23 protein-coding genes are annotated in these 24,333 nt (G+C 60.3%); 12 read left to right on the top strand and 11 right to left on the bottom strand.

Features of this window, described 5'->3' with window-relative positions; genetic code table 11:
* Positions 1–120 precede the first annotated feature (120 nt).
* The gene (locus tag BLU75_RS09180; RefSeq protein WP_084380827.1) at positions 121–1,269 is read left to right on the top strand and encodes a MalY/PatB family protein; all 1,149 of its coding nucleotides are present in this window, start codon (positions 121–123) and stop codon (positions 1,267–1,269) included.
* Positions 1,270–1,335: 66 nt separating this feature from the next.
* On the opposite strand, the gene BLU75_RS09175 is transcribed toward BLU75_RS09180, so the two are convergent.
* The 4 genes from BLU75_RS09175 to BLU75_RS09160 form a co-directional block, all read right to left on the bottom strand.
* Entirely contained in the window at positions 1,336–3,726 is a 2,391-nt protein-coding gene (locus BLU75_RS09175) for a TonB-dependent receptor (protein ID WP_090221426.1), read from the bottom strand.
* A gap of 180 nt (positions 3,727–3,906) precedes the next feature.
* Entirely contained in the window at positions 3,907–4,842 is a 936-nt protein-coding gene (locus BLU75_RS09170) for a FecR domain-containing protein (RefSeq protein ID WP_084380825.1), read from the bottom strand.
* On the bottom strand, positions 4,839–5,357 hold the full coding sequence (locus BLU75_RS09165; RefSeq protein WP_084380824.1) for a sigma-70 family RNA polymerase sigma factor: 519 nt from the start codon (positions 5,355–5,357) through the stop codon (positions 4,839–4,841). Before BLU75_RS09165 ends, BLU75_RS09170 begins: the two co-directional genes overlap by 4 nt.
* A gap of 125 nt (positions 5,358–5,482) precedes the next feature.
* A complete protein-coding gene (locus BLU75_RS09160; RefSeq protein ID WP_084380823.1) occupies positions 5,483–6,103 on the bottom strand; it encodes an LbetaH domain-containing protein in 621 nt (206 codons plus the stop codon).
* Between the two features lie 356 nt (positions 6,104–6,459).
* Here BLU75_RS09160 and BLU75_RS09155 point away from each other — a divergent pair, with 356 nt between their 5' ends.
* The 4 genes from BLU75_RS09155 to pcsA all read left to right on the top strand — a co-directional run bounded on the left by BLU75_RS09155 (position 6,460) and on the right by pcsA (position 10,140).
* Complete coding sequence (locus BLU75_RS09155; RefSeq protein WP_090221425.1) at positions 6,460–7,710, top strand: ribonucleotide-diphosphate reductase subunit beta; 1,251 nt, start codon at positions 6,460–6,462, stop codon at positions 7,708–7,710.
* 62 nt (positions 7,711–7,772) lie between these two features.
* Positions 7,773–8,273 carry a DUF1289 domain-containing protein gene (locus tag BLU75_RS09150; RefSeq protein WP_084381436.1) on the top strand — a complete coding sequence of 167 codons (501 nt, stop codon included), beginning with the start codon at positions 7,773–7,775 and terminating at the stop codon, positions 8,271–8,273.
* Positions 8,274–8,328: 55 nt separating this feature from the next.
* Positions 8,329–9,267 (top strand): class I SAM-dependent methyltransferase, encoded by a 939-nt coding sequence (locus tag BLU75_RS09145; RefSeq protein ID WP_084381437.1) that lies wholly within the window; start codon positions 8,329–8,331, stop codon positions 9,265–9,267.
* A 150-nt stretch (positions 9,268–9,417) separates the two neighbouring features.
* Positions 9,418–10,140 carry a phosphatidylcholine synthase gene (gene pcsA / locus BLU75_RS09140; protein WP_084381438.1) on the top strand — a complete coding sequence of 241 codons (723 nt, stop codon included), beginning with the start codon at positions 9,418–9,420 and terminating at the stop codon, positions 10,138–10,140.
* A gap of 238 nt (positions 10,141–10,378) precedes the next feature.
* Here pcsA and BLU75_RS09135 read toward each other — a convergent pair whose 3' ends face one another.
* Complete coding sequence (locus tag BLU75_RS09135) at positions 10,379–11,164, bottom strand: sulfite exporter TauE/SafE family protein (RefSeq protein WP_084381439.1); 786 nt, start codon at positions 11,162–11,164, stop codon at positions 10,379–10,381.
* Positions 11,165–11,420: 256 nt separating this feature from the next.
* On the opposite strand from BLU75_RS09135, the gene BLU75_RS09130 reads away from it, so the two are divergent.
* From BLU75_RS09130 to BLU75_RS09120, 3 genes are all read left to right on the top strand, one after another.
* Positions 11,421–11,975, top strand: coding sequence for a UPF0149 family protein (locus BLU75_RS09130; protein WP_084381440.1), 555 nt, complete (start codon positions 11,421–11,423; stop codon positions 11,973–11,975).
* 109 nt (positions 11,976–12,084) lie between these two features.
* On the top strand, positions 12,085–13,341 hold the full coding sequence (gene aroA, locus BLU75_RS09125; protein ID WP_084381441.1) for a 3-phosphoshikimate 1-carboxyvinyltransferase: 1,257 nt from the start codon (positions 12,085–12,087) through the stop codon (positions 13,339–13,341).
* A 32-nt stretch (positions 13,342–13,373) separates the two neighbouring features.
* On the top strand, positions 13,374–13,763 hold the full coding sequence (locus BLU75_RS09120; RefSeq protein WP_084381442.1) for a hypothetical protein: 390 nt from the start codon (positions 13,374–13,376) through the stop codon (positions 13,761–13,763).
* Between the two features lie 14 nt (positions 13,764–13,777).
* Here the strand turns inward: BLU75_RS09120 and BLU75_RS09115 are convergent, their stop codons facing one another.
* On the bottom strand, positions 13,778–14,398 hold the full coding sequence (locus tag BLU75_RS09115; RefSeq protein ID WP_084381443.1) for an NAD(P)H-dependent oxidoreductase: 621 nt from the start codon (positions 14,396–14,398) through the stop codon (positions 13,778–13,780).
* Between the two features lie 64 nt (positions 14,399–14,462).
* Here BLU75_RS09115 and BLU75_RS09110 point away from each other — a divergent pair, with 64 nt between their 5' ends.
* Positions 14,463–15,074, top strand: a complete 612-nt coding sequence (locus BLU75_RS09110; RefSeq protein WP_084381444.1) for a TetR/AcrR family transcriptional regulator — start codon at positions 14,463–14,465, stop codon at positions 15,072–15,074.
* A gap of 3 nt (positions 15,075–15,077) precedes the next feature.
* Here the strand turns inward: BLU75_RS09110 and BLU75_RS09105 are convergent, their stop codons facing one another.
* Genes BLU75_RS09105 through BLU75_RS09095 form a run of 3 tightly spaced genes read right to left on the bottom strand, consistent with a single transcriptional unit; the run spans position 15,078 to position 17,210 of the window.
* Complete coding sequence (locus BLU75_RS09105) at positions 15,078–15,758, bottom strand: GNAT family N-acetyltransferase (RefSeq protein ID WP_084381445.1); 681 nt, start codon at positions 15,756–15,758, stop codon at positions 15,078–15,080.
* A gap of 28 nt (positions 15,759–15,786) precedes the next feature.
* Positions 15,787–16,323 carry a P-loop NTPase family protein gene (locus BLU75_RS09100; RefSeq protein ID WP_084381446.1) on the bottom strand — a complete coding sequence of 179 codons (537 nt, stop codon included), beginning with the start codon at positions 16,321–16,323 and terminating at the stop codon, positions 15,787–15,789.
* Positions 16,320–17,210 carry a LysR family transcriptional regulator gene (locus BLU75_RS09095; protein ID WP_084381447.1) on the bottom strand — a complete coding sequence of 297 codons (891 nt, stop codon included), beginning with the start codon at positions 17,208–17,210 and terminating at the stop codon, positions 16,320–16,322. The genes BLU75_RS09100 and BLU75_RS09095 overlap by 4 nt, the downstream gene beginning before the upstream one ends.
* Before the next feature lie 129 nt (positions 17,211–17,339).
* On the opposite strand from BLU75_RS09095, the gene BLU75_RS09090 reads away from it, so the two are divergent.
* From BLU75_RS09090 to BLU75_RS09080, 3 genes are all read left to right on the top strand, one after another.
* Positions 17,340–18,569 (top strand): MFS transporter, encoded by a 1,230-nt coding sequence (locus BLU75_RS09090; RefSeq protein WP_084381448.1) that lies wholly within the window; start codon positions 17,340–17,342, stop codon positions 18,567–18,569.
* Between the two features lie 81 nt (positions 18,570–18,650).
* Positions 18,651–19,502 (top strand): CAP domain-containing protein, encoded by an 852-nt coding sequence (locus tag BLU75_RS09085; protein ID WP_084381449.1) that lies wholly within the window; start codon positions 18,651–18,653, stop codon positions 19,500–19,502.
* Positions 19,503–19,608: 106 nt separating this feature from the next.
* Positions 19,609–21,795 (top strand): GAF domain-containing hybrid sensor histidine kinase/response regulator, encoded by a 2,187-nt coding sequence (locus BLU75_RS09080; protein WP_084381450.1) that lies wholly within the window; start codon positions 19,609–19,611, stop codon positions 21,793–21,795.
* 65 nt (positions 21,796–21,860) lie between these two features.
* Here the strand turns inward: BLU75_RS09080 and BLU75_RS09075 are convergent, their stop codons facing one another.
* On the bottom strand, positions 21,861–23,987 hold the full coding sequence (locus BLU75_RS09075) for a TonB-dependent siderophore receptor (protein WP_084381451.1): 2,127 nt from the start codon (positions 23,985–23,987) through the stop codon (positions 21,861–21,863).
* Positions 23,988–24,068: 81 nt separating this feature from the next.
* Positions 24,069–24,290 (bottom strand): hypothetical protein, encoded by a 222-nt coding sequence (locus tag BLU75_RS27225; RefSeq protein ID WP_130909271.1) that lies wholly within the window; start codon positions 24,288–24,290, stop codon positions 24,069–24,071.
* Positions 24,291–24,333: the final 43 nt, after the last annotated feature.

Genomic DNA, 24,333 nt, shown 5'->3' with positions numbered 1-24,333 from the left:
ATCGCCCACGCCGTCATGGCCGTCATGCCGGGCCGGTTGATAATCAGCTCTGGCGTGTCAGTAGTATGCGGTTAGAATCAACCTCATTTGCCGCCAGCCTTCCTGACACGAGCGCCCCTCATGAGTTTTGATTTCGATACGATTCACCCGCGTTTCGGTACCGGCAGCACCAAGTGGAGTCGCTACCCCGAAGACGTGCTGCCGATGTGGATTGCCGACATGGACATCGCTGCGCCAGCGGCGATCCTTGAGGTGCTGCACCAGCGCCTGGACCAACAGATGCTCGGTTACAGCGTGGCCCGCGCGCAAGTGCGCGAGGCGATTGTTGCCGACCTTTGGCACAAGTACGCCTGGCGCGTGCAACCCGATGAATTGCTGTTCCTGCCCGGTGTGGAACCGGGCTTCAACATGGCCTTGAACGCCTTTGTCACGCCAGGTCAGTCGGTGGTATTGCAAACGCCCAACTATGCGCCCTTGCGCCACGCGGCGGGCAACTGGGATTTGCCAAAGATCGAGGTTCCGTTTGAACTGAGCAGTCAGGGCGAATACCTGACGCCCCTGCCGGCCCTGCGCCAGGCGTTGGAGGGTGCGGGCGCCCTGCTGCTGAGCAATCCTCACAATCCGATCGGCAAGGTGTTCCCCCGTGAAGAATTGCTCGCCGTCGCCACCGCGTGCCTGGAGCACGGCGCACTGATCATCTCTGATGAGATTCACGCCGAGCTGTGTTTTGACGGCCGCCGGCACATCCCCACCGCATCGCTGAGCCCGGAGATTGCGCGGCGCACCATTACCCTGATGTCGGCGAGCAAGGCCTATAACGTCGCGGGTTTAAAAACCTGCTTTGCCGTGGTTCAGGACGCCGCTATTCGCGAACGCTTCAACAAGGCACGCCGTGGCATGGTCGACAGCGTCAGCCCACTGGGGTTGGAAGCCACCTGGGCCGCCTACAGTCAATGCGGCGCATGGCTGCAAGCGCTGGTCGCATACCTGCAAGACAATCGCGACTACCTGTTGGATGCAGTGCAAAAACGCTTGCCGGGGGTGGTGATGCATGCCCCTCAAGGCACCTACCTGGCGTGGCTGGATTGCAGCGCACTGGGGCTGAATGACCCGCAGCAGTTTTTCCTCGAACAGGCCAAGGTCGGCTTGAGTGCCGGCCTGGAATTTGCTGACGACAGCCAACAGTTTGTGCGCTTGAACTTCGGCTGTCCGAGGGCGATGCTCGAAGAAGGCATTGCGCGCATGCAGCGCAGCTTGCTCAACCGCTGAATGATTGCGGCGCGAGCTGATCGTTGCCACAGTCGGGCAACGTTCAGCTCGCCGCACTGGCCGTAATCAAAAGCCGATTGTTGCCGAGACCAGCCAGGTGCGCGGCGTCGACAGGGTCAAGCCTGGAGCGCTGTCACTGGAGGTGGCGGCCGAAGCCCAGTAGGTGGTGTCCAGTACGTTCTCTACGGTGGCGCGCAGGGTCACCGGTTTTTCGTCCAGCTTGAAACTGTAACGTGCGCCCAGGTCGTAGCGTTCCCAGTCATCGATTTTTTGCTGGTTGGCGGCGTCCAGGTACTGTGCACCGGTGTGAATGGCGCGGGCAGTCAGGGTCAAGCCTTGCAGATGCTCGATGTCCCATTCGGCCCCGAGGTTGACGTTGGCCACTGGCGCGCCGGTGCCGCGCTTGCCATCCGTCAGGCCTTGAGCAGTCTTGGTTTGCTCGCTGTCGAGCAGCATCACACCACCGAGCAAGCGCAGGCCTTTGGCGGGCTCCCCGAACAGGTTCAACTCCAGCCCCTGGTTGCGTAGCTCGCCATTGGGTTTGAAGAACCCCTCGGCATCGATGCCATAGGCCGGTTGTTTAATCTGGAACACACTGGCGCTCATGCCGAAGTTGCCCAGGTCGTACTTGGCGCCGACTTCCACCTGCTTGCTTTTGGTCGGTGGGAAAATCGCATTTTCGTTACGTACCCCGCTCGAAGGTGCGGTTTCACCCTGGCTCAGGCCTTCCATGTAGTTGGTGTACAGAGACAACTGATCGGTGACTTTCACCACCAGCCCCACGGCCGGCGACGTGGCTTGTTCGTCGTACGCCGGCTGATCTTTCACACCGTTGCTCCAGGACGTCACCTGGACCTTTTGCAAGCGTGCGCCGAGCGTCAGCAAGACACGCTCATCCAGAAAGCTCAGGGTGTCCGCCAGCGCCAGGCTGGTGAAGCGGTTCTCGGTGTGGGTGCTGGTGTCCCAGCGCACGGCCTGGCCCGGGTGCGGTAACTCTACCGGGTTGTAGAGGTTGCTCCGGCCCGGGGTGTAGCGCTCGCCCGCGTTGTCGAAATCCATGTTGAAACGGTTGAGACTGACGTTGATCGTGTGCCCTACCGCCCCGGTGTCGAACCAGCTGCGAGCACCGAGCGTGACGGTTTTGACGCCTTCATCGCGACGAAAACTACGCGGCACCACGGTGAAGTCGCCATTGCTCTGGGTCGCCTGTACACCATGCCGCAGGAAGTCATAGTTGCCTTTGCGCGCCCCTGCGGCGGCGTAGACCATCAACGAATCGCTGACATCGAACTCACCGCGAACCGCGCCAAAGGTGTCCTTGGTATGGGAATAAGTCCAGGACTGGGCGAAGTTGTCACGGATATCGCGAGCCTTGGGCATCACACTGCCCTTGGCCACTTCTACGCGTTCCTGCGGAGCGTCGGCCGTGCGTTCCTGGCGTCCCAGGTCGAGGGACAGGCGCACGCGCTCCTTGCGAAAGTCCAGGCCAATCACGCTCATCTCCCGATCGACTGATTGGTGATCCCACTCGGTATCGCCGGACTGCTTCACTCCGTTGAAACGCACGCCAAACTGCTGTTCATCACCGAAACGCCGACCTATGTCCACTGCCCCGCCGAACTGACCGGCCGAGGCATAGCTGCCGGTGAACTCGGTCAGCGGCGCATCTGCTGCGCGCTTGGGTTCGATATTGATGCCGCCGCCGACACTGCCGCGCGGTGCGATACCACCGAGCAACGCACCAGGCCCCTTGAGGATATCGACCCGTTCGACCATTTCCATGTCGATGGCATACGTCGGTAGCACGCCATACAGACCACCGTAAGACACGTCACTGTTAAACAGGCTGAAGCCGCGCACGGAAAACTGCTCGAAACGCCCTCCTGCCGGGTTGGTGATACGTACCGACGGATCACTGGCAACCATTTCACCGAGGGTGCGGGCCTGAAGGTTCTTCACCGCCTTGGCGGTGTAGGAGGTGAGATTGAACGGCGTGTCCATGAAGTCGCCCTCCCCCAGCAAGCCTTGGGCGCCTTTGCGCGTGACTTGGTCACCGGCATAGGTTTCGGCGACCGGCGTGGTGCTGGCCCCGAGAATCGAGGTCGCGGGCAACTGGAGCGTGTCACTTTGCGCAGCGGGAATCAGGGTGTAGGCGCGATCCCCCACCGCCTGCAATTGCAGGCCCGAGCCCTGAAGCAGGCGCGCAAAACCTTCCTCGACGGCAAACTCACCGGAAATGCCACGACTGCGCAGGCCGCTGACCAACGCCGGGTCCACCGACAGGTTGACCCCGGCCAAACCGGCAAACCGCGTCAAGGCGCTGTCCAGGCTGCCAGCAGGCACCTCATAACCACGCCGGGACGCGTCCTCGGCCCAGCTCAGAGGCATACACAACGGGCTGGCACTCAGGCTCAGCAGCAGACTCAAACGCAGCAGCGATGGCGGGACGACGGGCATTAAAGGGCTCTCTGTTTTCGTTCACTTGCCTTGGATGACAGGCGAAACGAAAAAAAGGGACAGCCCTCAGACGAATACTCTAGGAGCGAGCTTGCTCGCGAAGAATTCGAGGCGCCGCGTTTATCCTGAATGCACGCGTTATCGTTAAGGTTTTTCGCGAGCAAGCTCGCTCCTACAAAGTCAGGCCAGTTTTTTGCGCGGCGCCAATGTCACCCAATACCGCGTGCGCGAATGCACCTCCAGCGCCAGGGTCGAGGCCAGCAGCTGGAGAATGCGATCGGTGTCTTCCAGGCGATAACTGCCGGTAACGCGCAAGGTTTCCAGGCTCGGATCCCAGCGCAGGACGCCCGGGCGGTAGCGTTCCAACTCGCGCAAGAAATCGCCCAATGGCTGGTTCTTGGCCGTCAATACACCGTCGCGCCAACCCAACTGAAAAGTATCGAACGGCGTCGGAGCACCGAGCCCCGCGAGCTGCAAACGCACTTGTTGTCCAGCTCCGAGCGCGATGGCTTGTCCGCGTGCGTCGCTCACCCGCACGCTGCCTGTGAGTACTGACACCAGGCAGCCATTGGCGAACTGACGCACGCAGACTTCGGCCTGGCTGACAACGACCTGGCCAAAGCGCGTGTGCACGTTCAGTGCCGCTGCGCCTGGCACGGTCAGCGCCAACTCGCCCTCCAGCAAACCAATGCGCCGCCGCCCCAGGTCCACGTCCACTGCACTGGCGGTGTTCAGTTGCAACTGACTGCCATCGGCCAGCGGCACCCGTGTACGCTGCCCCGTGGCGGTATGCAGGTCGGCGCGCCAGACGTCCAGGGGCAACTGGCGGCCGAGCAACCACACGGCCGGAACCAATGCCGCCACGCCGAGGGCGCGCTTGAGTACCGCACGGCGGCCCGGTGGCGGCCGATCAAGGCTGGCCAATGCCAGGGAGGATGGCAAATCGGCAAAACGCTGGCGCAACATCTGTGCTTTTTGCCAGGCCTGTTCGTGTTGCGGGTGACTGTCGCGCCATTGCTGCAAACCAGTGTGATCACGCTCGGTGGCGCCACCAGATTCAAGCAACGCCAACCACTGCGCCGCCGCCCGTGCGACATCCGGTGCGGTACGGCTCACAGTTCCACCAACAGACAATGTTCATAGGCCTGGGCCATGTAACGCTTGACCGTGCGCTCGGAGACCTTGAGCCGCTCGGCAATCTCCCGGTACCCCAGACCTTCCAGCTGGCTCCAGAGAAACGCCCGACGTACCGCTGGCGGCAATCCATCGAGCAGTTCATCCAAGGCCTGCAGAGTCTCCAGCAACAGCCAGCGTTGTTCGGGAGACGGCACGCAGTCTTCCGGCAAGCGCGCCAAGGCATTCAGGTAAGCCTGCTCAAGGCTGCGACGCTGATGAAAATTGACCAGTAAACGCTTGCCCACCGTCACTAGATAAGCCCGTGGTTCCTGCAATTGAGCAACCGGCTGGGCGCTGGCCAAAATCCGCAAAAACGTGTCCTGGCTGAGGTCGGCCGCATCCCAGGCGTTGCCAAGCCGTCGCCGCAGCCAGCTTTCCAGCCAACTGCGGTGGTCGCGGTACAGCGTGTGGAGGCTCGGTTCTGTGGCGGGCGTTGGCAATACGGCATCAGTCATACAAGCGAACCCTGCGCGGCGCGAGTGAGTCTCAAATGAGATTCATTCTATTTAATATCCCGCCGGCATACCACGTTCTTTTGCAATTGACGCCTTTAAGGAGCAGTGCAGTTTATCGCTGACGGTCAAGCGTCCTGGCTTTCGCAATCGAACACTTGCCCACGCCGCACCACGCTGCCGGGCTGGAGTACAGCTCCCGGCGCCAATACCGCGTTGGCGCCGATCCGGCACTGGTCCCCCAGCAGCGCACCGAATTTCTCGCAACCGGTGTGCTGTAAACGGCCGTCGATGCGTACCTGTACCTCCTTGTCGGCCCGCTCGTTGCGATAGTTGGCGACGATACTGCCCGCTTCGAGGTTGACCCCGTGCCCCAGCACCGAGTCACCGACAAAGTTGAAGTGGGCCAGCTTGCTGCCGCTGAAAACAAAGGAGGTTTTCAGTTCTGCTCCGGGGCCGATAATGCAGTGTTCATCCAGCCAGCAGCCCCCTCGCAGATAGGCTCCAGCAGCAATAAAACAATGGGCGCCGATGATCAGCGGGCCCTTGAGCACCGCGCCGTCTTCGACCACTGCCGTGTGATGGATGGCAATTTCGTCGTGGATCGCATAGTCGGCGGTAGGCAGTCTGGTCAGCATCTGGCGCACAATTGCCGGTGCTTGGGTAGTCAGTGCCCAGGGTGCCAGATCGCTCCAGAGCGTCAATGGCGAGCGAGAAAAGCCCTGAATATGATCGTCGAGTGTAATCAAGACCGCCGCCCCTTGTATGAATCAAAGAAGGCCGAAACGCTAACACTCCCGGTGCTGAATGTCAGTCAGACGACACCGATCAGAGCCCGTCAGCACGGATCAGCGCTTTATTGATGCTCTTGAACGCTTCATCAACCTCAATGACAGCGTATTTTCTGCGCGTTGACCACCCCAACCAAACACCATATAGTGTGCCAAAATCAATAAATAACCACTATATAGTGTGCAGGAGTCCTTGGCGTCGACCACACTATGCGCAGCATTTCAATGCCTTGAAGCCTGCAAACCGCATATTTTTAGAACGGGGCGACGAGTAGTCAGCCACCGTCAGGACAGACCAGGAAGGAGTATTTTCAATGCTGAGTTGGGATGAAGTCGACAACGAAGACACCGGTGCAGCGGTGATCAAGGGCGCCAACGCCGGCCACGCCACCGAAGCCAACATGGATCGCCTCGACGGAGCCGGCGCTGCCGCCGCCCTCGAAGCCCGTGCCGTCACCGCCAGTGACTCCGCCGCCATCGTTCGGGCCAAGGCCGCCCTCGACAAGCTCGACGTCGCCGAAGGCCTCGCCGAGCTCGAAGGCGCTGCCGCCCGGGTCGCGGTTGACGAAAAACGCATGATCAACTGCCGCGCCGACCTCAACCAACTCGTGCCCTTCAAGTACGACTGGGCCTGGCAGAAGTACCTCGACGGCTGCGCCAACCACTGGATGCCGCAAGAGGTCAACATGACCGCCGACATCGCGCTGTGGAAAAACCCCGAAGGCCTGACCGACGACGAACGTCGCATCGTCATGCGCAACCTGGGCTTCTTCTCCACCGCCGACTCGCTGGTCGCCAACAACCTGGTGCTGGCCGTGTACCGCCTGATCACCAACCCCGAGTGCCGCCAGTACATCCTGCGCCAGGCCTTCGAGGAAGCGATCCACACCCACGCCTACCAGTACTGCATCAAATCCCTGGCCATGGATGAAGGCGAAATCTTCAACATGTACCACGAGATCCCGTCGGTCGCGAAAAAAGCCGCCTGGGGCCTGAAATACACCCGCTCGATCTCCGATCCGAAGTTTGAAACCGGCACCGTCGACACCGACAAGGAGCTGCTGCGCAACCTGGTCGCCTACTACTGCGTCCTCGAAGGCATCTTCTTCTACTGCGGCTTCACCCAGATCCTGTCCATGGGCCGGCGCAACAAAATGACCGGCGTCGCCGAACAGTTCCAGTACATCCTGCGCGACGAGTCGATGCACCTGAACTTCGGCATCGACGTGATCAACCAGATCAAAATCGAAAACCCGCACTTGTGGGATGCCGAGATGAAGGAAGAAGCGACCCAGATGATCCTGCAAGGGACTCAACTGGAAATCGAATACGCCCGCGACACCATGCCGCGCGGCGTCTTGGGCATGAACGCGGCGATGATGGAGGACTACCTCAAGTTCATCGCCAACCGTCGCCTGTCGCAGATCGGTTTGAAGGAAGAGTACCCAGGAACCACCAACCCGTTCCCATGGATGAGCGAAATCATGGACTTGAAGAAAGAGAAGAACTTCTTTGAGACGCGGGTGATCGAGTATCAGACCGGTGGCGCGCTTAGCTGGGATTGATGCCAGGTCCATGGACCGCCTGACAGCGGTCCATGGGCAATTAGCCAAGGCAGTCGTGATTTATGCCCAGTCAAACCATCAAGACGCCCTGCGTCGGCTTGTGCTCCACCGTCTATGGCGACCTGGTGTGCCGGGGCTGCAAGCGCTATCACCATGAAGTCATTCAATGGAATGGCTACAGCGCGCAGGCGAAACAAGCCGTATGGCTGCGCCTCGAGCAATTGCTGGGGCAAGTCATGGCCAGCAAGCTGGAGGTGTTCGATGCCGCCCGCCTGCGTCAACAGCTGGAAGTGCGCAAAATCCGCTTCATGCCGCAACAGTCGCCCTATTGCTGGGCTTATCAACTGATTGCGCGGGGCGCGCGGATGATTTCAAACCTGGAAGCCTATGGGCTGGCGCTGTTGCCAGAATTCCGTGAGCGTCCCTTGGCTGATTTGCGCGATGCCATTGACCGGGAGTTCTTCCTCCTGTCGGAGGCGCATTACGAGCGCTATATTGCGCCTGACTTTTTGCGGATGAGCGTCGGAGCGCCCTTGATAGCCACGTGCGCGTCAACCACCTGAAACAGCGCAATTGTGTTTAAAATGCCGCCCGCTCAATGACCACCGACGCTACCCGATGACCCCAGAAGCACTCGCCACCCTCGATACTCACTTACTCGCCGCCCTGCGCGCCGCACCCGCGGAGACCCGACGTCTGTTCCACGGTCGCGGCCGTTGCTGGCCGGGCCTGGAACAATTGACCGTGGATTGGTTGCAAGGCGTGGTCCTGATCTCGTTGTTCAAGGAGCCAGAAGCGGCGCACCTGCAAGCACTGAAGCAACAGTTGGCTCGGCTCCCCGCCTCCGGCGAATGGCAACAGGCCGGCGCCCATACGCTGGCGCTGCAGCACCGTTACTTGGCGCAAAGCACCACTGAATGGTTGGTGGGGGAAGTGGTCGACGAATTGACCATCACCGAAGGCGGCCTGCGCTATCGCATCGACCTGGGCAAAAAACAGAACAGCGGGTTATTCCTCGATATGCGCTACGGTCGCAATTGGGTGCGTGAACACGCTCAGGGCATGCGCGTGCTGAACCTGTTTGCCTACACCTGCGGCTTTTCCGTGGCGGCCATCGAAGGCGGCGCCGAGCATGTGGTCAACCTGGACATGGCGCGCGGCGCGCTGAGCCGTGGCCGCGACAACCATCGTCTCAACGGCCACGATATGGGCAAGGTCAGTTTTCTCGGCCACGACCTGTTCAAGTCGTGGGCCAAGGTAACCAGCGGCGGTCCCTATGACTTGGTGATCATTGATCCACCGTCCTTTCAAAGAGGCAGTTTTCTGCTGACCAAAGACTACCAGCGGGTGCTGCGACGCCTGCCCGACCTGCTGACGCCGCAGGGCACGGTGCTGGCCTGCATGAACGATCCGGCGTACGGCGAAGACTTCCTGATTGACGGCGTCACCCGCGAAGCGCCTGGTCTACGCTTTGCACAGCGCCTGGAAAACCCGCCCGAATTTCCCGACATCGATCCGCAGAGCGGTCTGAAGGCCTTGGTGTTCCGTCAGGGCTGATGCCGAATCATCCAACGCTTGCTACGCTAATCGTAACGCCGGGGCGGTGAACCTTATTCCCCCCTTTCCGGTCGATACTTGCATCCCTTGGCCAGATTCGACGGCCTTTCCCCGTCGGCTGCGCTGTTTCATCTTTTGGAGAACGCCCCTGTGATATCGACCCTGCATGTAGCCAGACTCAAAGCCTGGGGCGCCCATGGCTTTACTGCCACGGGCGTGGTCCTGGCTTTTCTGGCGACCCTCGCGCTGCTGGAAAACCAACCCAAGGCCTGCCTGTTGTGGCTCGGCCTGGCATTGGTGGTGGATGGGGTGGACGGTTCGCTGGCGCGTCGGCTCAATGTGCAGACGCTCTTGCCGAGTTTTGATGGCTCGGTATTGGACCTGGTGATTGACTACCTGACCTATGTATTTATCCCAGCGCTGTTTATCTACCGTTATATCGACCTGCCGGACTTCACTCACCTGTTCACGGTGTCGGTGATTCTGGTGTCTTCGCTGTTCTGCTTTTGCAACGTGAACATGAAGAGCAAGGACAATTACTTCCAGGGCTTCCCCGCGGCCTGGAACGTAGTGGCACTGTGCGTATATATCATCGACCCGCCCGCCTGGATAACGTTGGCGACGGTGATTGGCCTGGCGCTGTTGACGGTGACGCCGATGAAGTTTCTGCACCCGTTCCGGGTCAAGCGCTTTATGCCGATCAACATCGCGGTCACGACCGTTTGGTTGTTATGCAGTTTGCTGTTGGTGATCGACCATCCGTATACCAACAAGCTGACCATGGGCTTGTGGTTGTTGATGTCGGCGTATTTCCTGGGGATTTGTATTTGGCGTACGGCGGTGGAGTGGCTGGATAAGTCGCGTCAGCCTTAGTGGGGTTGGGGTACATATCCGTTCTATTGGTTTCACTTTTTACAGCGAGTCACTTTCGAAAAGCCGGGCAGCGCCGCCCTCTGTAGGAGCGAGCTTGCTCGCGAAAAACCTGAGGGCGCTTCGAGGTATCAGATTTCCCGTGTCATGCTTAACGCTTTTCGCGAGCAAGCTCGCTCCTACAGAAAAACAGGTCAACTTTCAGACCGCCGTGCTTGCTCCGTTAAACCACGATGACCGTTCAGAACGCCAACTTAAACCCAATCAACCCCAGCATCACCGCCAGACACGGCCGCAGCAGCTCGTCCGAGACCCGGCCAGACATATGGCTGCCCACATAAATCCCCGGCAGCGAGCCCATCAACAAGAACCCCAACAACTGCCAATCCATATTGCCCATGCTCGCATGCCCCAGGCCTGCGACCAGTGTCAGCGGGACCGCGTGCGCGATTTCGGTGCCGACCAGGCGTTTGGTGGTCAAGAATGGATACAGGATAAACAACGCCACCGTGCCCAACGCACCCGCGCCAATGGATGTCAGCGCCACCATGGCGCCAAGGATCGCCCCCGTGAAGACGGTCAGTCCGTTCAGATTGCGCGGGCTCATGTGGTAGTGGTCACCGGCATGGCGCTGGGCGAAAGCCAAGAGTTTTTTCTTGAACAGAATCGCCAGAGCCGTCAGCAGCAACACCACACCCAACGCCTGCTTGATCACCTGGTTCATCGCGCTGGGATCGGTGTGCAGGCTTTTGAGGAACCAAAGCGTCAACAACACTGCCGGGACACTGCCCAAGGTCAGCCAGCCGGTGATGGTCCAATCGATGTTCTTATTCTTGCCGTGCACCGCCACGCCGCCGGCCTTGGTAATGGCGGCATACAACAGGTCGGTGCCGACCGCCGTCGCCGGGTTGATACCAAACCACAGCAGGATGGGGGTCATCAACGAACCACCACCGACGCCGGTCATCCCGACGATAAAACCGACAATCAGGCCCGCCACCACAAAACCAAAATTACCTACATCCATTACAACTACCTGCGGCCTTGTAAAATTCTCGCGGCAGCATAGCGATTTTTCTTATAACCACTTATACCAATGCGATCTGACTTTATTCCTTTTACGCGTAGAACCCTGTCCGGCAGATTGATTTTCAGCGCGAGCCTCCATTCACCTGGACCTGCGGTAAAGATGATCTAGCGCTGGATTAAATCGCTCGCACGCGCCATCCTCCGCGTTTTACGCCGCCTCATCAGCGGCGCTGGACGCACTAAGGATATTTTTCATGCACGACCAAGCCCTCGCCCCCGCCGATTTCGAGTTCATCGAGGAGATTCTGCTGACGTACGGCGACGATCACTCGGTATTGAACCTGGCCGAACTGGATGGCTACTTCACGGCCTTGGTGTCCGGCCCGAACCTCGTGGATGTGGCCGTGTGGTTCCCGGCGATCTGGGGCGGACAGCAACCGGATTGGGAGAGTGAGAGCCAAGCCAAGCGGTTCCTCGAACTGTGCGTGCGCCATATGAATGCCATCGCCAGCCAACTGGCGATGAACGCCCAAGGGTTCAAAGCGCGCTTCGAGGAAACCGAGCATCAGGAACAACCACTGACGCTGGCCGAAGAGTGGTGCTTTGGTTATATCCGTGGCGCGGCCGTGGGTGAATGGCCGGCACTGCCCGCCGAGCAGGCCGCACAGCTGGAAGCGATCGCCTGGTGCGCCGAACAGGACAACTTTGAATTACCCGCGGACCTGGACGTACCAGCCCATCAGCAACGCGTGGCAACTATCGAGCCAGCCGCCAGGGCCTTGCACGATTACTGGTCAAGCAAGCGCTGATACACCGGCGGCGACGGCATTTGACCATTCCCTGTGGTTTGGTCGATTATTCGTCTCCGCCAGCCGGCCACTCCCAGCCACCCTCGCCCTGAATTAGGAGCCTTGTCCCTTGAGTTCGCAGAAAACCGTGACCGTTACACCGCCTAATTTTCCATTGAACGGCAAGGTAGCGCCGCCCGGCTCCAAATCCATCACTAACCGCGCCCTGTTGCTGGCAGCCCTGGCCAACGGCACCAGCCGTCTGAGTGGTGCCTTGAAAAGCGACGACACCCGACATATGTCCGTGGCGTTGCGGCAGATGGGTGTGGTCATCGATGAACCGGATGAGGTGACCTTCGTCGTAACCGGCCAAGGCAAGCTGCAATTACCCGCCCAACCGCTGTTTCTCGGCAACGCCGGCACCGCGATGCGCTTTCTCACCGCCGCGGTCGCTACAGTCCAGGGATCGGTGGTGCTGGATGGCGACGCGTACATGCAAAAGCGCCCCATCGGCCCGCTGCTGGCAACTCTGGGCCAGAATGGTATCCGGGTGGATAGCCCCAGCGGTTGTCCACCGGTGACCGTGCATGGAGAAGGCCGGGTTCAGGCCACGCGTTTCGAGATCGACGGCGGCCTGTCGAGCCAATACGTATCGGCCCTGTTGATGCTCGCCGCCTGTGGCGAAGCTCCGATTGAAGTGGCGTTGACCGGCAAGGACATCGGCGCCCGTGGCTACGTCGACCTCACACTGGACTGCATGCGCGCGTTCGGTGCCCAGGTGGAAGTGGTCGACGACAGCACCTGGCGCGTAGCCCCAACCGGCTATACCGCCAACGACTACCTGATCGAACCTGACGCCTCCGCCGCGACCTACCTGTGGGCCGCGCAAGTGCTCACCGGTGGCAAGATTGACTTGGGCGTCGCCCCAGAAGATTTCACCCAGCCCGACGCCAAGGCCCAGGCAGTGATCGCGCAATTTCCACAGATGCCGGCCTGCGTTGTAGGCTCGCAAATGCAGGACGCCATTCCCACGCTGGCGGTACTCGCGGCCTTCAACAATACGCCGGTGCGTTTCACCGAACTCGCCAACCTGCGAGTCAAGGAATGCGACCGGGTTCAGGCTCTGCACGACGGCCTTAACGAAATCCGCCCCGGTCTGGCGACGATCGAGGGCGACGATCTGTTGGTGGCCAGCGATCCAGCACTTGCAGGCACTTCCTGCAACGCCCTGATCGACACCCACGCCGACCACCGCATCGCCATGTGCTTTGCCTTGGCAGGCCTGAAAATCTCAGGCATTAAAATCCAGGACCCGGACTGTGTCGGCAAGACCTACCCTGGATACTGGAACGCCTTGGGCAGTCTCGGCGTTCAGCTCAGCTACTGAGTATCAGGCGCCAACGTGGGGAGGGAGTGATCATGACAATTCGCCAGCCCTGCCCACCCGCTCTCTGTGACTGCGAGCGCGAGCGACTGCTGGCGCTTCCCGACGCAGACCAGCGCATTCTGCAACTGACCCGCCAAGAAGAAAAACGCCTGCTGGAACGCCTGGAGAACCTGCAAAGCCTGGCGGATCTGGAGCGTATGCAGCAACTGATGCATCAGCAACTGGGCATTCGCCTACACATCGCCCCCGGCCACACCGAAGTCAAAAGCATGCGCGGGATTCAAATCGCTATCGATGAACTGCCGGGGCTTTGTCGCAAAACCCGGCAATCGATTCCGGCGGCAATTCGCAAGGGCCTGGAGAAACGGCCAGAGATTGCCTATCGCTTGCTCGATGCCCATGACTTGTTCAGAGAGGGCTGATGAGCGGTTTCGGATTAGACCGATAGCACCGCTGTTTCATTGCGTTTCGCACCGGCAAAGATCCCCTGCCCAGTGCGCCATGCGGCTTCCAGATGAACCTGCGGCGCGCGCAACTCGGACTCCAGCAACAACTGCGAACTCAGCACTTGCGCGCCGCAATAATCAAAGATCCCGTGGTCGATCTGCGTACGCAGGGCATTGGCATAACCATGACGTTCGAACGTGCCTTCATCGGCTCCGCCCGCGCCCAGCAGATGCACGCGCAAACGCCCCAGTTTCTTTATGGTTTTGCCAGTCTGCATGTCGTACTCCAAGGCCCAGCCATTGCTGAATACCCGGTCGATCCAGCCCTTGAGCAGCGCCGGCATCGACCACCAATAAATCGGGTAGACCAGTATCAGCGCGTCAGCGCGGTCGATGCGTGCCTGCTCCGCCTGAACATCGCCCGGCGGCGTGGCGCGTGCGCGGTGCACGGTATGATCAGCGAGGGTGAACCGTGGATCGAACCCCTCGGCGGCCAAGTCAGCGATTTCAGATGTATGCCCTTCGCTGGCAAGACCCGCTGCGACCTGCGCGGCCAGGCCATGAGTCAATGAACGAGGGTCGTGATGAGCGACAACGATAAGCGCATGCATGACGGATGCTCCAGTGATAAGCTGAGTTAAGTTACGATTAGTAAGTTACTTTTGGTATATAAGCATGTCAAGCACAAAAATACCTGCGCCCCGCCGCCGCCTTTCCCGGGAAGATCGTTTGCGCCAGTTACTGGACGTGGCCTGGCAACTGGTACGTGAAGAAGGCACCGAAGCGCTGACGTTAGGACGTTTGGCGGAAATGGCAGGGATCACGAAACCGGTGGTGTACGACCACTTCACCACGCGTGCAGGCTTGCTGGCGGCGTTGTACAAGGATTTTGACGAACGCCAGAACGCCTTGCTCGCAGAAGCTCTGGCGGCCAGCGAGCCGAGCCTTGAGGGTCGGGCCTGGGTGATCGCCTCATCCTATGTCGACTGCGTACTGCTTCAGGGTCGCGAGATACCGGGGGTGATTGCTGCCTTGAGCGGCGCTCCGGAACTGGACACCCTCAAGCGCGAGTACGAGATGATTTTCATGCTCAAGTGCCGCGATGTACTCGCGCCGTTCGCCCCTTCGGGCGACATCTCGCTGGCCGGCCTGCGGGCCATGCTGGGCGCGGCCGAGGCACTGTCCCAGGCCGCGGCCAGCGGTGAAATCAGCCCCGTGCAGGCCCAGGAAGAACTGCTGGAAACCATCAAGGCGATGGTCAATCGAAGCACGCGGCTGAAGAACTGAGGGCTATACCTGCCGCCCTTGCACAAACGCCTGGGCCTTGCGGGTCATCTGGTCAAAATGCCGGTCCCGTTGTTTCTCGGCGTCGATCATTGCCCGCTTGCCGTGTTTTTGCAGCAGGTAGGTATGAATCTGCCGCACTTCCAGCGAGCTATAGATCGACGCCACGTCCAACAGGCCCATCAGGCCAGCAGTGCTGTAGTCACGGGTGTTCATCAACACCTGAGTGCCGCGCACGCCGCGAACGTTGAAACCCATGGACTCGAACGCCGGCACTTTCTCCACCGCGCAGGTCAATTCGGCATGGGGATAGCGGCCGAGCATGTCCTGCAGCATTGCCCGCGCCACCCCTTTACGCCGCCAGGCCGCGTGCACCGCCAGATACGCCACGCCGCAGGCTTCGGGATCGTCCTTGACTGGCAGGTACAACAGGAAGCCGATGACCTTGTCGGGGTCCTGTTCGTCGAATGCAACGATCAACTCAACCGCAATCCCCCTGGAACCGCCGACCGCCTCCAGGTACAGATGCACCTCGTAGCCAATCGCATACTGATAAACGTTGTACAGCAGGTTGCTCGGAGGAATCGCGACCATGCTGATGTCAGTCAGGTAATCGACCACCATCTGCAGAATCTGGCTGTTGATGGGTTCCGGGCATGGGTTTGGGTAATGAGTCAGGGTGTACATCGAATTCCTGTTTCCTGGTATTTCGCATTTAAGGCAGGGAAGAGTGTACCTGCTGCAGCAACGCTTCGACGCACCGACTGCCATCAACTCGCAGGGAAGGCTGTTTCAACTGTTTGAACCACGCCTCATGACGTGGCCGGCTACGCCCGGCAAATGCGCCACGGTCATAGCCCGCGGCCCAGGCCAAAAAGGCCAGATGGGCAGCATGCATATCCCCACCGGGTGCAACGCGCTCGCCAAAGCGCAACACCTCCCGGTCTTTGAGGCGCTCGATTCGCAGCGGCGTCGGCGTATCAACCAACACCACCTGCTGCGCGTCCACGATCAGTTCGTCGCCCCAACCATCCAATGAGCCGGATAACACCCAGTGCCCATGCACCAATGCCTGCTTGAGCAAAACAACGCGGTCACCCGCAGGCCGCGATTGTACGTAGGGTGGGTCCGTGGGATACCAGTAGTAATCGTCCACATCAACATGCGGCAGTTGCAGGGCCGAAGCCAGCGCTTTGCCCAGCGTGGTCACACCCGCCCCCGAAGCACCGGTCAGGTATATACGCTGAATCATTGCGCGCACACCTCCCGCAAACAACCACGCAACCAACGATGCGCCAGATCGGCATCCAGTCGTGGGTGCCAGAGCATCGCCACACTGAACGCCGGCAAGTGGATGGGCAAGACGAAGCTGTGCAGGCCGTCACGCAAGCCGCTGGTGTAGCGCTCCGGGACGCTGGCGATCAGGTCGGTGCGATGCGCCAGTGCCACCGCCGTGGAGAAGCCAGTAACGATGCAGGCCACCTCGCGCGTGAGTTGCAGGGCGTCGAGCGCATCGTCAATCTGCCCACGTGCCCGACCGCGTCTAGACACGTAGATGTGCTTGCCGGCAGCGTAGCGTTGCGCGCTGATTTCGCCGCGACTCAAGGGGTGGTCGTGACGCACCACCCCGATAAACCGGTCACGGAACAGCAGCTGGGTCAGGACTTCGGGATGGGCGTGTTCGTCGACCACACCGGTTTCCAAGTCAACGTTGCCGTCGCGCAGTGGCGTACCCTGCCCGTCCGGCTTGTGGACGAAGTGCAGCCTCACGCCTGGAGCCTGTTCAGCCACACGCGCGATCAACGCGGGGCCGAAGCTTTCGACGAAACCTTCGCTGGTGCGCAGGATAAAGGTCCGCACCAGTTGCGTAAGATCCAGCGCCTGCACCGGTCGCAGCACGGCTTCGGCGTCCTGCACCAACTGGCTGGCCTGGGCGCGCAGTTGCTGCGCACGCGGCGTTGGCACCAGGCCTCGTCCGGCACGTACCAAGAGCGGATCACCGGTGGTTTCACGCAAGCGCGCCAAGGCCCGGCTCATGGCTGACGGGCTCAGGCCCAGGCGCTGGGCGGCACGTGCCACGCTGCCTTCGGCCAGCAATACATCCAGGGTAACGAGCAGGTTGAAATCGGGATGCGACACGGGGGCAGCTCCTTTCATGGCGTCTGATGCAGGTATAACGTGCAATCGCTGCGTCTTCCGCCATCTTAGGTGACGTCGTAGATTTCTGACAGCTGCCCGTTTGGCGGGGGCCCAAACCAGGAATCCGATATGACCTCTATTCCCCATCGCGGCGGCCTCGCCAGCCTGTCACTGGCCACACTGCTGGCATCGCTGGGCACCAGTATCGCGAATGTCGGCCTGCCCGAAATGGCCCGGGCGTTCGATGCCGCCTTTTCAATGGTGCAGTGGATTGTCTTGGCGTACTTGTTGTCCATCACCGCGATGATTGTCAGTGTCGGCCGACTTGGCGATCGGTTTGGTCACCGCCGCCTGTTGCTCGCGGGTTTGCTGCTGTTTGTCGTCGCATCCGCCTTGTGCGGCGCGGCGGCGTCCCTGGCGTGGCTTATCGCCGCCCGCGCGATACAAGGACTCGGCGCGGCGATGATGATGACAATGGCGCTGGCCCTGGCCGGCCAGACCGTGCCCAAGGCGCACACCGGCCGCGTCATGGGCCTGCTCGGGAGCATGTCGGCGATCGGTACGGCTGCCGGGCCGGCGATCGGCGGTGTGATGATCGCCGGGTTCGGCTGGCGCGGATTATTCCTGAGCCTGGTGCCGCTGGGGCTCGTGACCCTTGTCCTCACCGGCCGCGCCTTGAGCTTAGAGCCAACTGCGGCGCCTGCGAGGCAAGCCACGTTCAGCCTGATCGCGACACTGCGCAACCGGCCGCTCGGGGCCGGCCTGATCATGAGCATGCTGGTGATGGCGGTGATGATGACCACGCTGGTGGCCGGACCGTTTTACCTGACCCGGGGTGTCGGGCTCAACCCGGCCTGGATGGGCTTGGCAATGGCCGTCGGACCGAGCGTTGCCGCGTTGGCAGGAGTGCCGGCCGGACGCTTGACCGAGCGTTTCGGCTGTCGGGCCATGATCCTGGTCGGGCTGATCGCGATGCTGGCCGGGTGTTTGTTGCTGGCGCTGATGCCACAGCAGGTCGGTATCACCGGCTACATCGGCGCGCTGGTGATCCTCACTCTCGGCTACGCCCAATTCCAGACAGCCAACAACACCTCGGTGATGAACGACCTTGCGCCTGACCGCCGAGGTGTGATTGCAGGCCTGTTGAACCTTTCACGCAACCTGGGGCTGATCATCGGTGCCTGGGCATTGGCTGCGCTGTTTGCCTGGGTCACCGGAGATCTCAACCGCGCCTCACCCGAAGCCGTGAGCAATGGCCTGCACGTCACCTTTGGCGTGGCGCTGGGGTTAATCCTACTGGCGTTGGCGCTGGCCATGAATCGCCCGTCGAGTCCGGCGTTGAATGCACCAGCACCTTGAGCAGGGAAAAAAACCGCCAAGGGGTGCATGGAGCCCTTTCATCGCGCATCATGTGCATTTTCATGCTCAAGGGAAACGTCCATGCGCGCGCTGTCATTGATGATGGTTTTTACGACGCTGGCCACCAGTCTGGTGTTTTGCGCCACGGCATCGGCGAGCGAAGAGAGTCAATTGGTCGACTCGATCAACCAGTACCGCAACCAGGTGCAGCGCTGTGGTGACCAGGGTTCCCAGGAACTGCCGCCGCTGGCGGTCGATCCGCGACTGGTGCTGCCAGTCAATAATGTCGGCGACCTACAACAGGCGCTGGCTCAGGTGGCCTACCCGATGGTCAATGTCCAGGCCATCAGCCTGTCCGGGCCTCGGGACGCCCAGTCGGCCATGAAAGCGGTCCGTGAAAGTTTCTGTCGCGTGGTCCTGGATCCGCAATTCGTCGACATCGGCGTCAGCAACAACGGCCAGGACTGGCGCATCGTCCTCGCCCGCCCACTGCTGACCAGCGGCCTGGCCAGCTCGCAAACGGCCGGCCAGCAAGTGCTCGAGATGATCAACGCCGCCCGTAAGCAACCGCGCCAGTGCGGTACGCAAGCCTTTAAAGCCACCACACCCCTGGCCTGGAATGCCCAACTGGCGAACGCCGCCGAAAGCCACTCGCGCAGCATGGCCAACAAAAACTACTTCGATCACCTGGACCGCGATGGCCGTACACCCGGCGATCGCGCGGAACTGGCGGGCTACATTGCGAAAAATATCGGCGAAAACATCGCTGCCGGCCTGGATACACCGCGCAAGGTGGTCGACGGTTGGCTCGCCAGCCCCGGCCATTGCGCAAACCTGATGAATCCACAGTTTCAGGAGCTGGGCGCCGCTTACGGGCTGGATCCGAAAAGCGATGCCGGGATCTATTGGACTACGTTGTTCGGCACGCAATAAGTACCAACAATATTCGCGCTGAACTGGCGGAGATTGCCTGGGTCTGTTGCTTGGTATCCTGTATCAATCAAGCAACAGGCGATCCGGAAAACAAGGTAGTGGGCAAATGAATGACTGGCTGCAAGGCGACGGTGAAATGGCCGAACGGGTGCGCTGCCACGACTGGGCGAGCACGCCGCTCGGACCGATGGAGCAATGGCCAGATGTGCTCAAGACCACGGTGGCACTGAGCTTCGCCTCGCATTTCCCTCAGGCGATTGTCTGGGGCCCCGAGCTGATCATGTTGTACAACGACGCTTTCGTGCCCATTCTTGGCGACAAACCTGAGGCGCTGGGCCAGCCGTTCAACGCCGTTTGGCAGGAAGCCTGGGAGGTTATCCGGCCTATCGCCGACGCGGCCTTCGAAGGGCGCGCCACTTATATTGAAAATTTCCCGTTGATAATCGAACGCGGCGTCGGTCCGGAACACGCGTATTTCACCTTTTGCTACAGCCCGATTCGTGACTCTCACGGCGCTGTGGTGGGAATGCTCGACACCGTTACCGAAACCACCAACGCAGTGTTCATGGCGCGACGCCTGGCGGTGCTGGACGCAATCAGCGGCGCAATCGCCAGCGCCACTGATCCGGCGAGCATCATGGCGGCGACCACAGAAGTAGTGGCGAAGCACCTGCAACTGTCCAACTGTGCTTATGCGGATATGGAGCCCGACGAAGATAGCTTCACCATTCGCGGTAACTGGGCGGCGCCAGGCTCACCGAGTATCGTCGGGCATTACAGCCTGGCCGGTTTCGGGCAATTGGCGGTCAGTCGCCTGCAAGCGGGTGAGCCGCTGATTATTGATGACAACCTGCTGCAACTGCCGCCGGCGGAAGCGGCATCCTTTCAAGCCCTTGGGGTGACGGCAACGCTGTGCATGCCGCTGATGAAAGATGGCCGTTTGGCCGCCTTGATGGCGATCCATGACAATAAGCCACGCCAGTGGTCGTCCTACGATCTATCGTTGTTGGGTGAAGTCACAGAACGATCCTGGGCTCATATCGAACGGGTTCGCGCCGCTGCCATCGTGCGCGAAGGTTTATCGGCGCTGGCGGATTTGAATGCGACCCTGGAGCAACGGGTCGAAGAGCGCACCACCCTGCTGATCCAGACCGAAGCGGCGCTACGTCAATCACAGAAACTCGAAGCCATCGGTCAGTTGACGGGCGGCGTGGCACATGACTTCAACAACCTGCTAACGATCATTCGCTCGTCGGTGGACTTCCTGCGCTCACCCGACCTGTCCGAGGAACGTCGCCAACGTTACATGAATGCGGTGGCCGACACGGTGGAGCGTGCCAGCAAATTGACCAACCAATTACTCGCGTTTGCTCGACGTCAGCCACTGAACCCGGAAATATTCGATGCCGGCCAGCGCGTCCGGAATATTGGCGACGTGCTGGAAACGGTCACTGGCGCACGTATTCATGTGCAGGTGCAGTTACCCGAACGCAGTTGCTATATCCGCGCCGACTCCAGCCAATTTGAAACCGCGTTGATCAACGTCGCGCTCAACGCCCGGGACGCCATGGACGGCCAAGGTACGCTAGTGCTGCGCCTGGAGGGCGACCGTCCGCTGCCGTGCATACGTGGGCATGGCGGCTCGAAAAAAGCTTTTGTTGCGATCTCCCTCACGGATACCGGGACGGGCATCTGCTCACAGACATTCGAGCACATCTTCGAACCGTTCTTCACCACCAAGGGCGTCGGCAAAGGCACAGGTCTCGGACTGTCGCAGGTGTTTGGATTCGCCAAGCAGTCAGGGGGCAATGTCGATGTCGCCAGCGTTGTCGGCGAAGGCACGGTGTTTACGTTGTACCTGCCGCAGGTAGAGCCTGACGCGGGACTCGACAGCCATGCACAGGCAGTCCTCGAACCGGCCCTGGACAGGACACGACGACGCATTCTGATCGTGGAGGACAATCTGGAAGTCGGCCGTTTCGCCAATCAGATCCTGCAGGACCTTGGCTATCAGACCGTCTGGGCGACCCATGCCGACGAAGCGCTGGAGATGGTCGGCCCGGACGCCATGGCGTTCGATGGGGTTTTCTCCGACGTGGTCATGCCTGGCATCGGTGGCGTGGCGCTGGCCAAGGAGTTGCGTCGACGCAGGCCTGGCTTGCCGGTGATCCTGACGTCGGGTTACAGCGAGGAGTTGGCCAAGAATGGCTACGAGGGTTTTCAGTTTCTGGCCAAGCCTTACTCTGCCGACCAGGTTTCTCGGGTGCTGGCCAAGGCTATGTGCAAGGACTAGTTCTTTAGTCCCGCCAAGTATGGACAGGTTGGAGTGTCTCCCCAACCTGCCCCCAAACACCTTGCTCACAACGTGTAGGAGATACCCGCCTGCAGCGTACGTGGCGCGCCTGGGTAGGCGTAGTTGCCGAAGGCGCCTTCTTCATAATCGGCGTCGAACAGGTTCTTCAGATCCAGGTTGAGGCGGATCTTGTCGTTGACCTTGTAGTACGCCAGTAAATCCACAACGCTGTAACTGTCCATCATGAACGCCGTGGCCGTTTGCTGACCGGCACGTTCGGAGACATATTTGCCGCCCAGACCCAGACCCAGGCCCTTGAGGCCACCGTCTTGGAACTCATAGACGTTCAACAGGCTGAAGCTGTTGCGCGGGATATTGAGCAAACGTGTGCCGGACTTGACCACACTGTCTTTTGCCACTTCGGCATCCACATAAGCGTAACCGCCGATCATTCGCCATTCGGGCGTCAGGTTGCCGGCCACGGTCAGATCGAAGCCACGGCTGTGTACTTCACCGGTGGCGACCTTGAAGGTGCTGTCTAGCGGGTCGGCGGTCAGCACGTTGGTTTTTTCTATCTGGTACAGCGCCGCGTCAACACTCAACTGGCGATCCAGGGCCTGCCACTTGATCCCCACTTCATAGGATTTGCCTTTCTCCGGTTTGAACCCAGCGTTCTGGCGGCTGGCACCGGTATTGGGCTTGAACGAGCGTGCGGTATCGGCATACACCGCCAGCGTGTCGGTCAGGTCGTAGATCAACCCCAGGCGCGGGGTGACCGCATTATCACTGGCAGTCCAGCTTGTGGCGCCCGACACGTAGGTCTGGTAGTCATGCTCAAACCGCTCGAGGCGCGCGCCGGCGAGTACTTTCAGGCGCTCGGTGAGGGCCACTTGATCCTGGATGAACGCGGCGTAGGTCTTGAGGTTTTCCTTGTCATGGGTGGGCGTGCGCGTCAGCGGTGGACGCGGCTGGCCGTAGACCGGGTCGTAGATATCGATCGGGTACGTTCCGGGAACCTTGGAGGAACGCTGGATGATCGACTTGTAATCGTAATCCTCGTACTCGATGCCGGTCAGCAAGGTATGTTCAAACGCACCGGTGGAAAATTTGCCGGTGAGGTTAAGCTGGTAGTCGCGGTCGGTCCATTCCAGCTTGCGATAGTTGAAGTTACGCTCCAGGGTCCGGCCATCGGACCCAAGCCCCTCGGCCTCGACGGCGTTACCCTGCAGGGTGCCATCGAGCCATTGCATGCCGCCGGCCAAGGTCCAGTTATCGTTGAGCGAATGCTCGAAACGCAACTGCGCCATGTTGTTGTCGTTGTGCAATTTGCCGGCGTCTTTCTCACCGAAGAACGTGCTGCGCGAGGCCGTGCCACGCTGGGCCGGATAGCGCGTGACGCCTCGGTCGAGCGGGTGGTTGTTGCGCATGAAGTCACCCTCGAATATCACGCGGGTGCTGTCGTTGACCTGCCAGCTCAACACCGGGGCAATGCCGTAGCGCTCAGTCTCGACGTGATCACGAAAGGTATCGCCGCCCTCGCCCACTACGTTCAGGCGATAGGAAAAACGCCCGTCTTCGTCCAGCGGGCCGGAGGTGTCGAGGGTGCCGCGACGCATGCCCTGATCATTGATCTGGCTGCCGAGAGTGACTGTGCGTTCGCTCAACGGCTGCTTGGACACGACGTTGAAGGTGCCGCCTGGATCACCCCGGCCATACAGCATGGTGGCTGGTCCGCGCAACACTTCCAGACGCTCGATGGTGTTGGCATCGGGCATGTTCGGGTAGCCACGGTTGACCGGGAAGCCATTGCGGTAAAACTCACCGGTGGTGAAACCGCGCACGGTAAAGGTGGTCAGGCCCTGGCCACCAAAGTTGTTGGCGCGCCCCACGCCTCCCGCGTAATCCAACGCGTCTTGCAAGCGAGTGGCGCCGAGGTCTTCCACTACATCGCGGGAGACCACGGTAATCGACTGCGGGGTTTCATGAATCGAGGTGTCGGTACGTGTGGCGCTGGCCGAACGTGTGGCGTGGTAGCCCGTTACCGGACCATAAGCGCTTTCAACCTGCTCTTCGCCCGTGATGTCGATGGCTTGAAGCTGCAAGGTGGCCGGATCAGCCGCGACCGGCTCCTCTGCCCAAACGTTAAAAGAAGAGGCCTGGAGGACGCACAGAGAAACCATAAGCCGACGCATCAATGACTTGCCCTTGGATAGACGCCAAGCGCGGGAAACGCTCGGCCAAAAAGATGCCGGGCAAGATACATGAATAAATTGTCATTTGATATTGGTTCCCATTAACTTATACAGAATTTCCAGGCGAGCGCGATTCTTGATCTCGCTGGTCGCATCAAGGCCCAGGAAATGATCAACACCCAGCGCTTCAACGCGGACCATCAGACTAAGGCCAGGCACCTCCTGGTCAAGCCACGGAAACCTGAAAAATTTGTTAACTGTTTCTTGCTCAAGGCTTTTTTGAGCTAAAACAATCTGCCACACTAATGCGAACAATTATCAGAAACATTAGTGTTTGCCTGGGAAG

Source organism: Pseudomonas mucidolens, from assembly GCF_900106045.1.
Lineage (GTDB): Bacteria > Pseudomonadota > Gammaproteobacteria > Pseudomonadales > Pseudomonadaceae > Aquipseudomonas > Aquipseudomonas mucidolens.
This window is presented reverse-complemented; position numbering and strand designations above follow the sequence as displayed.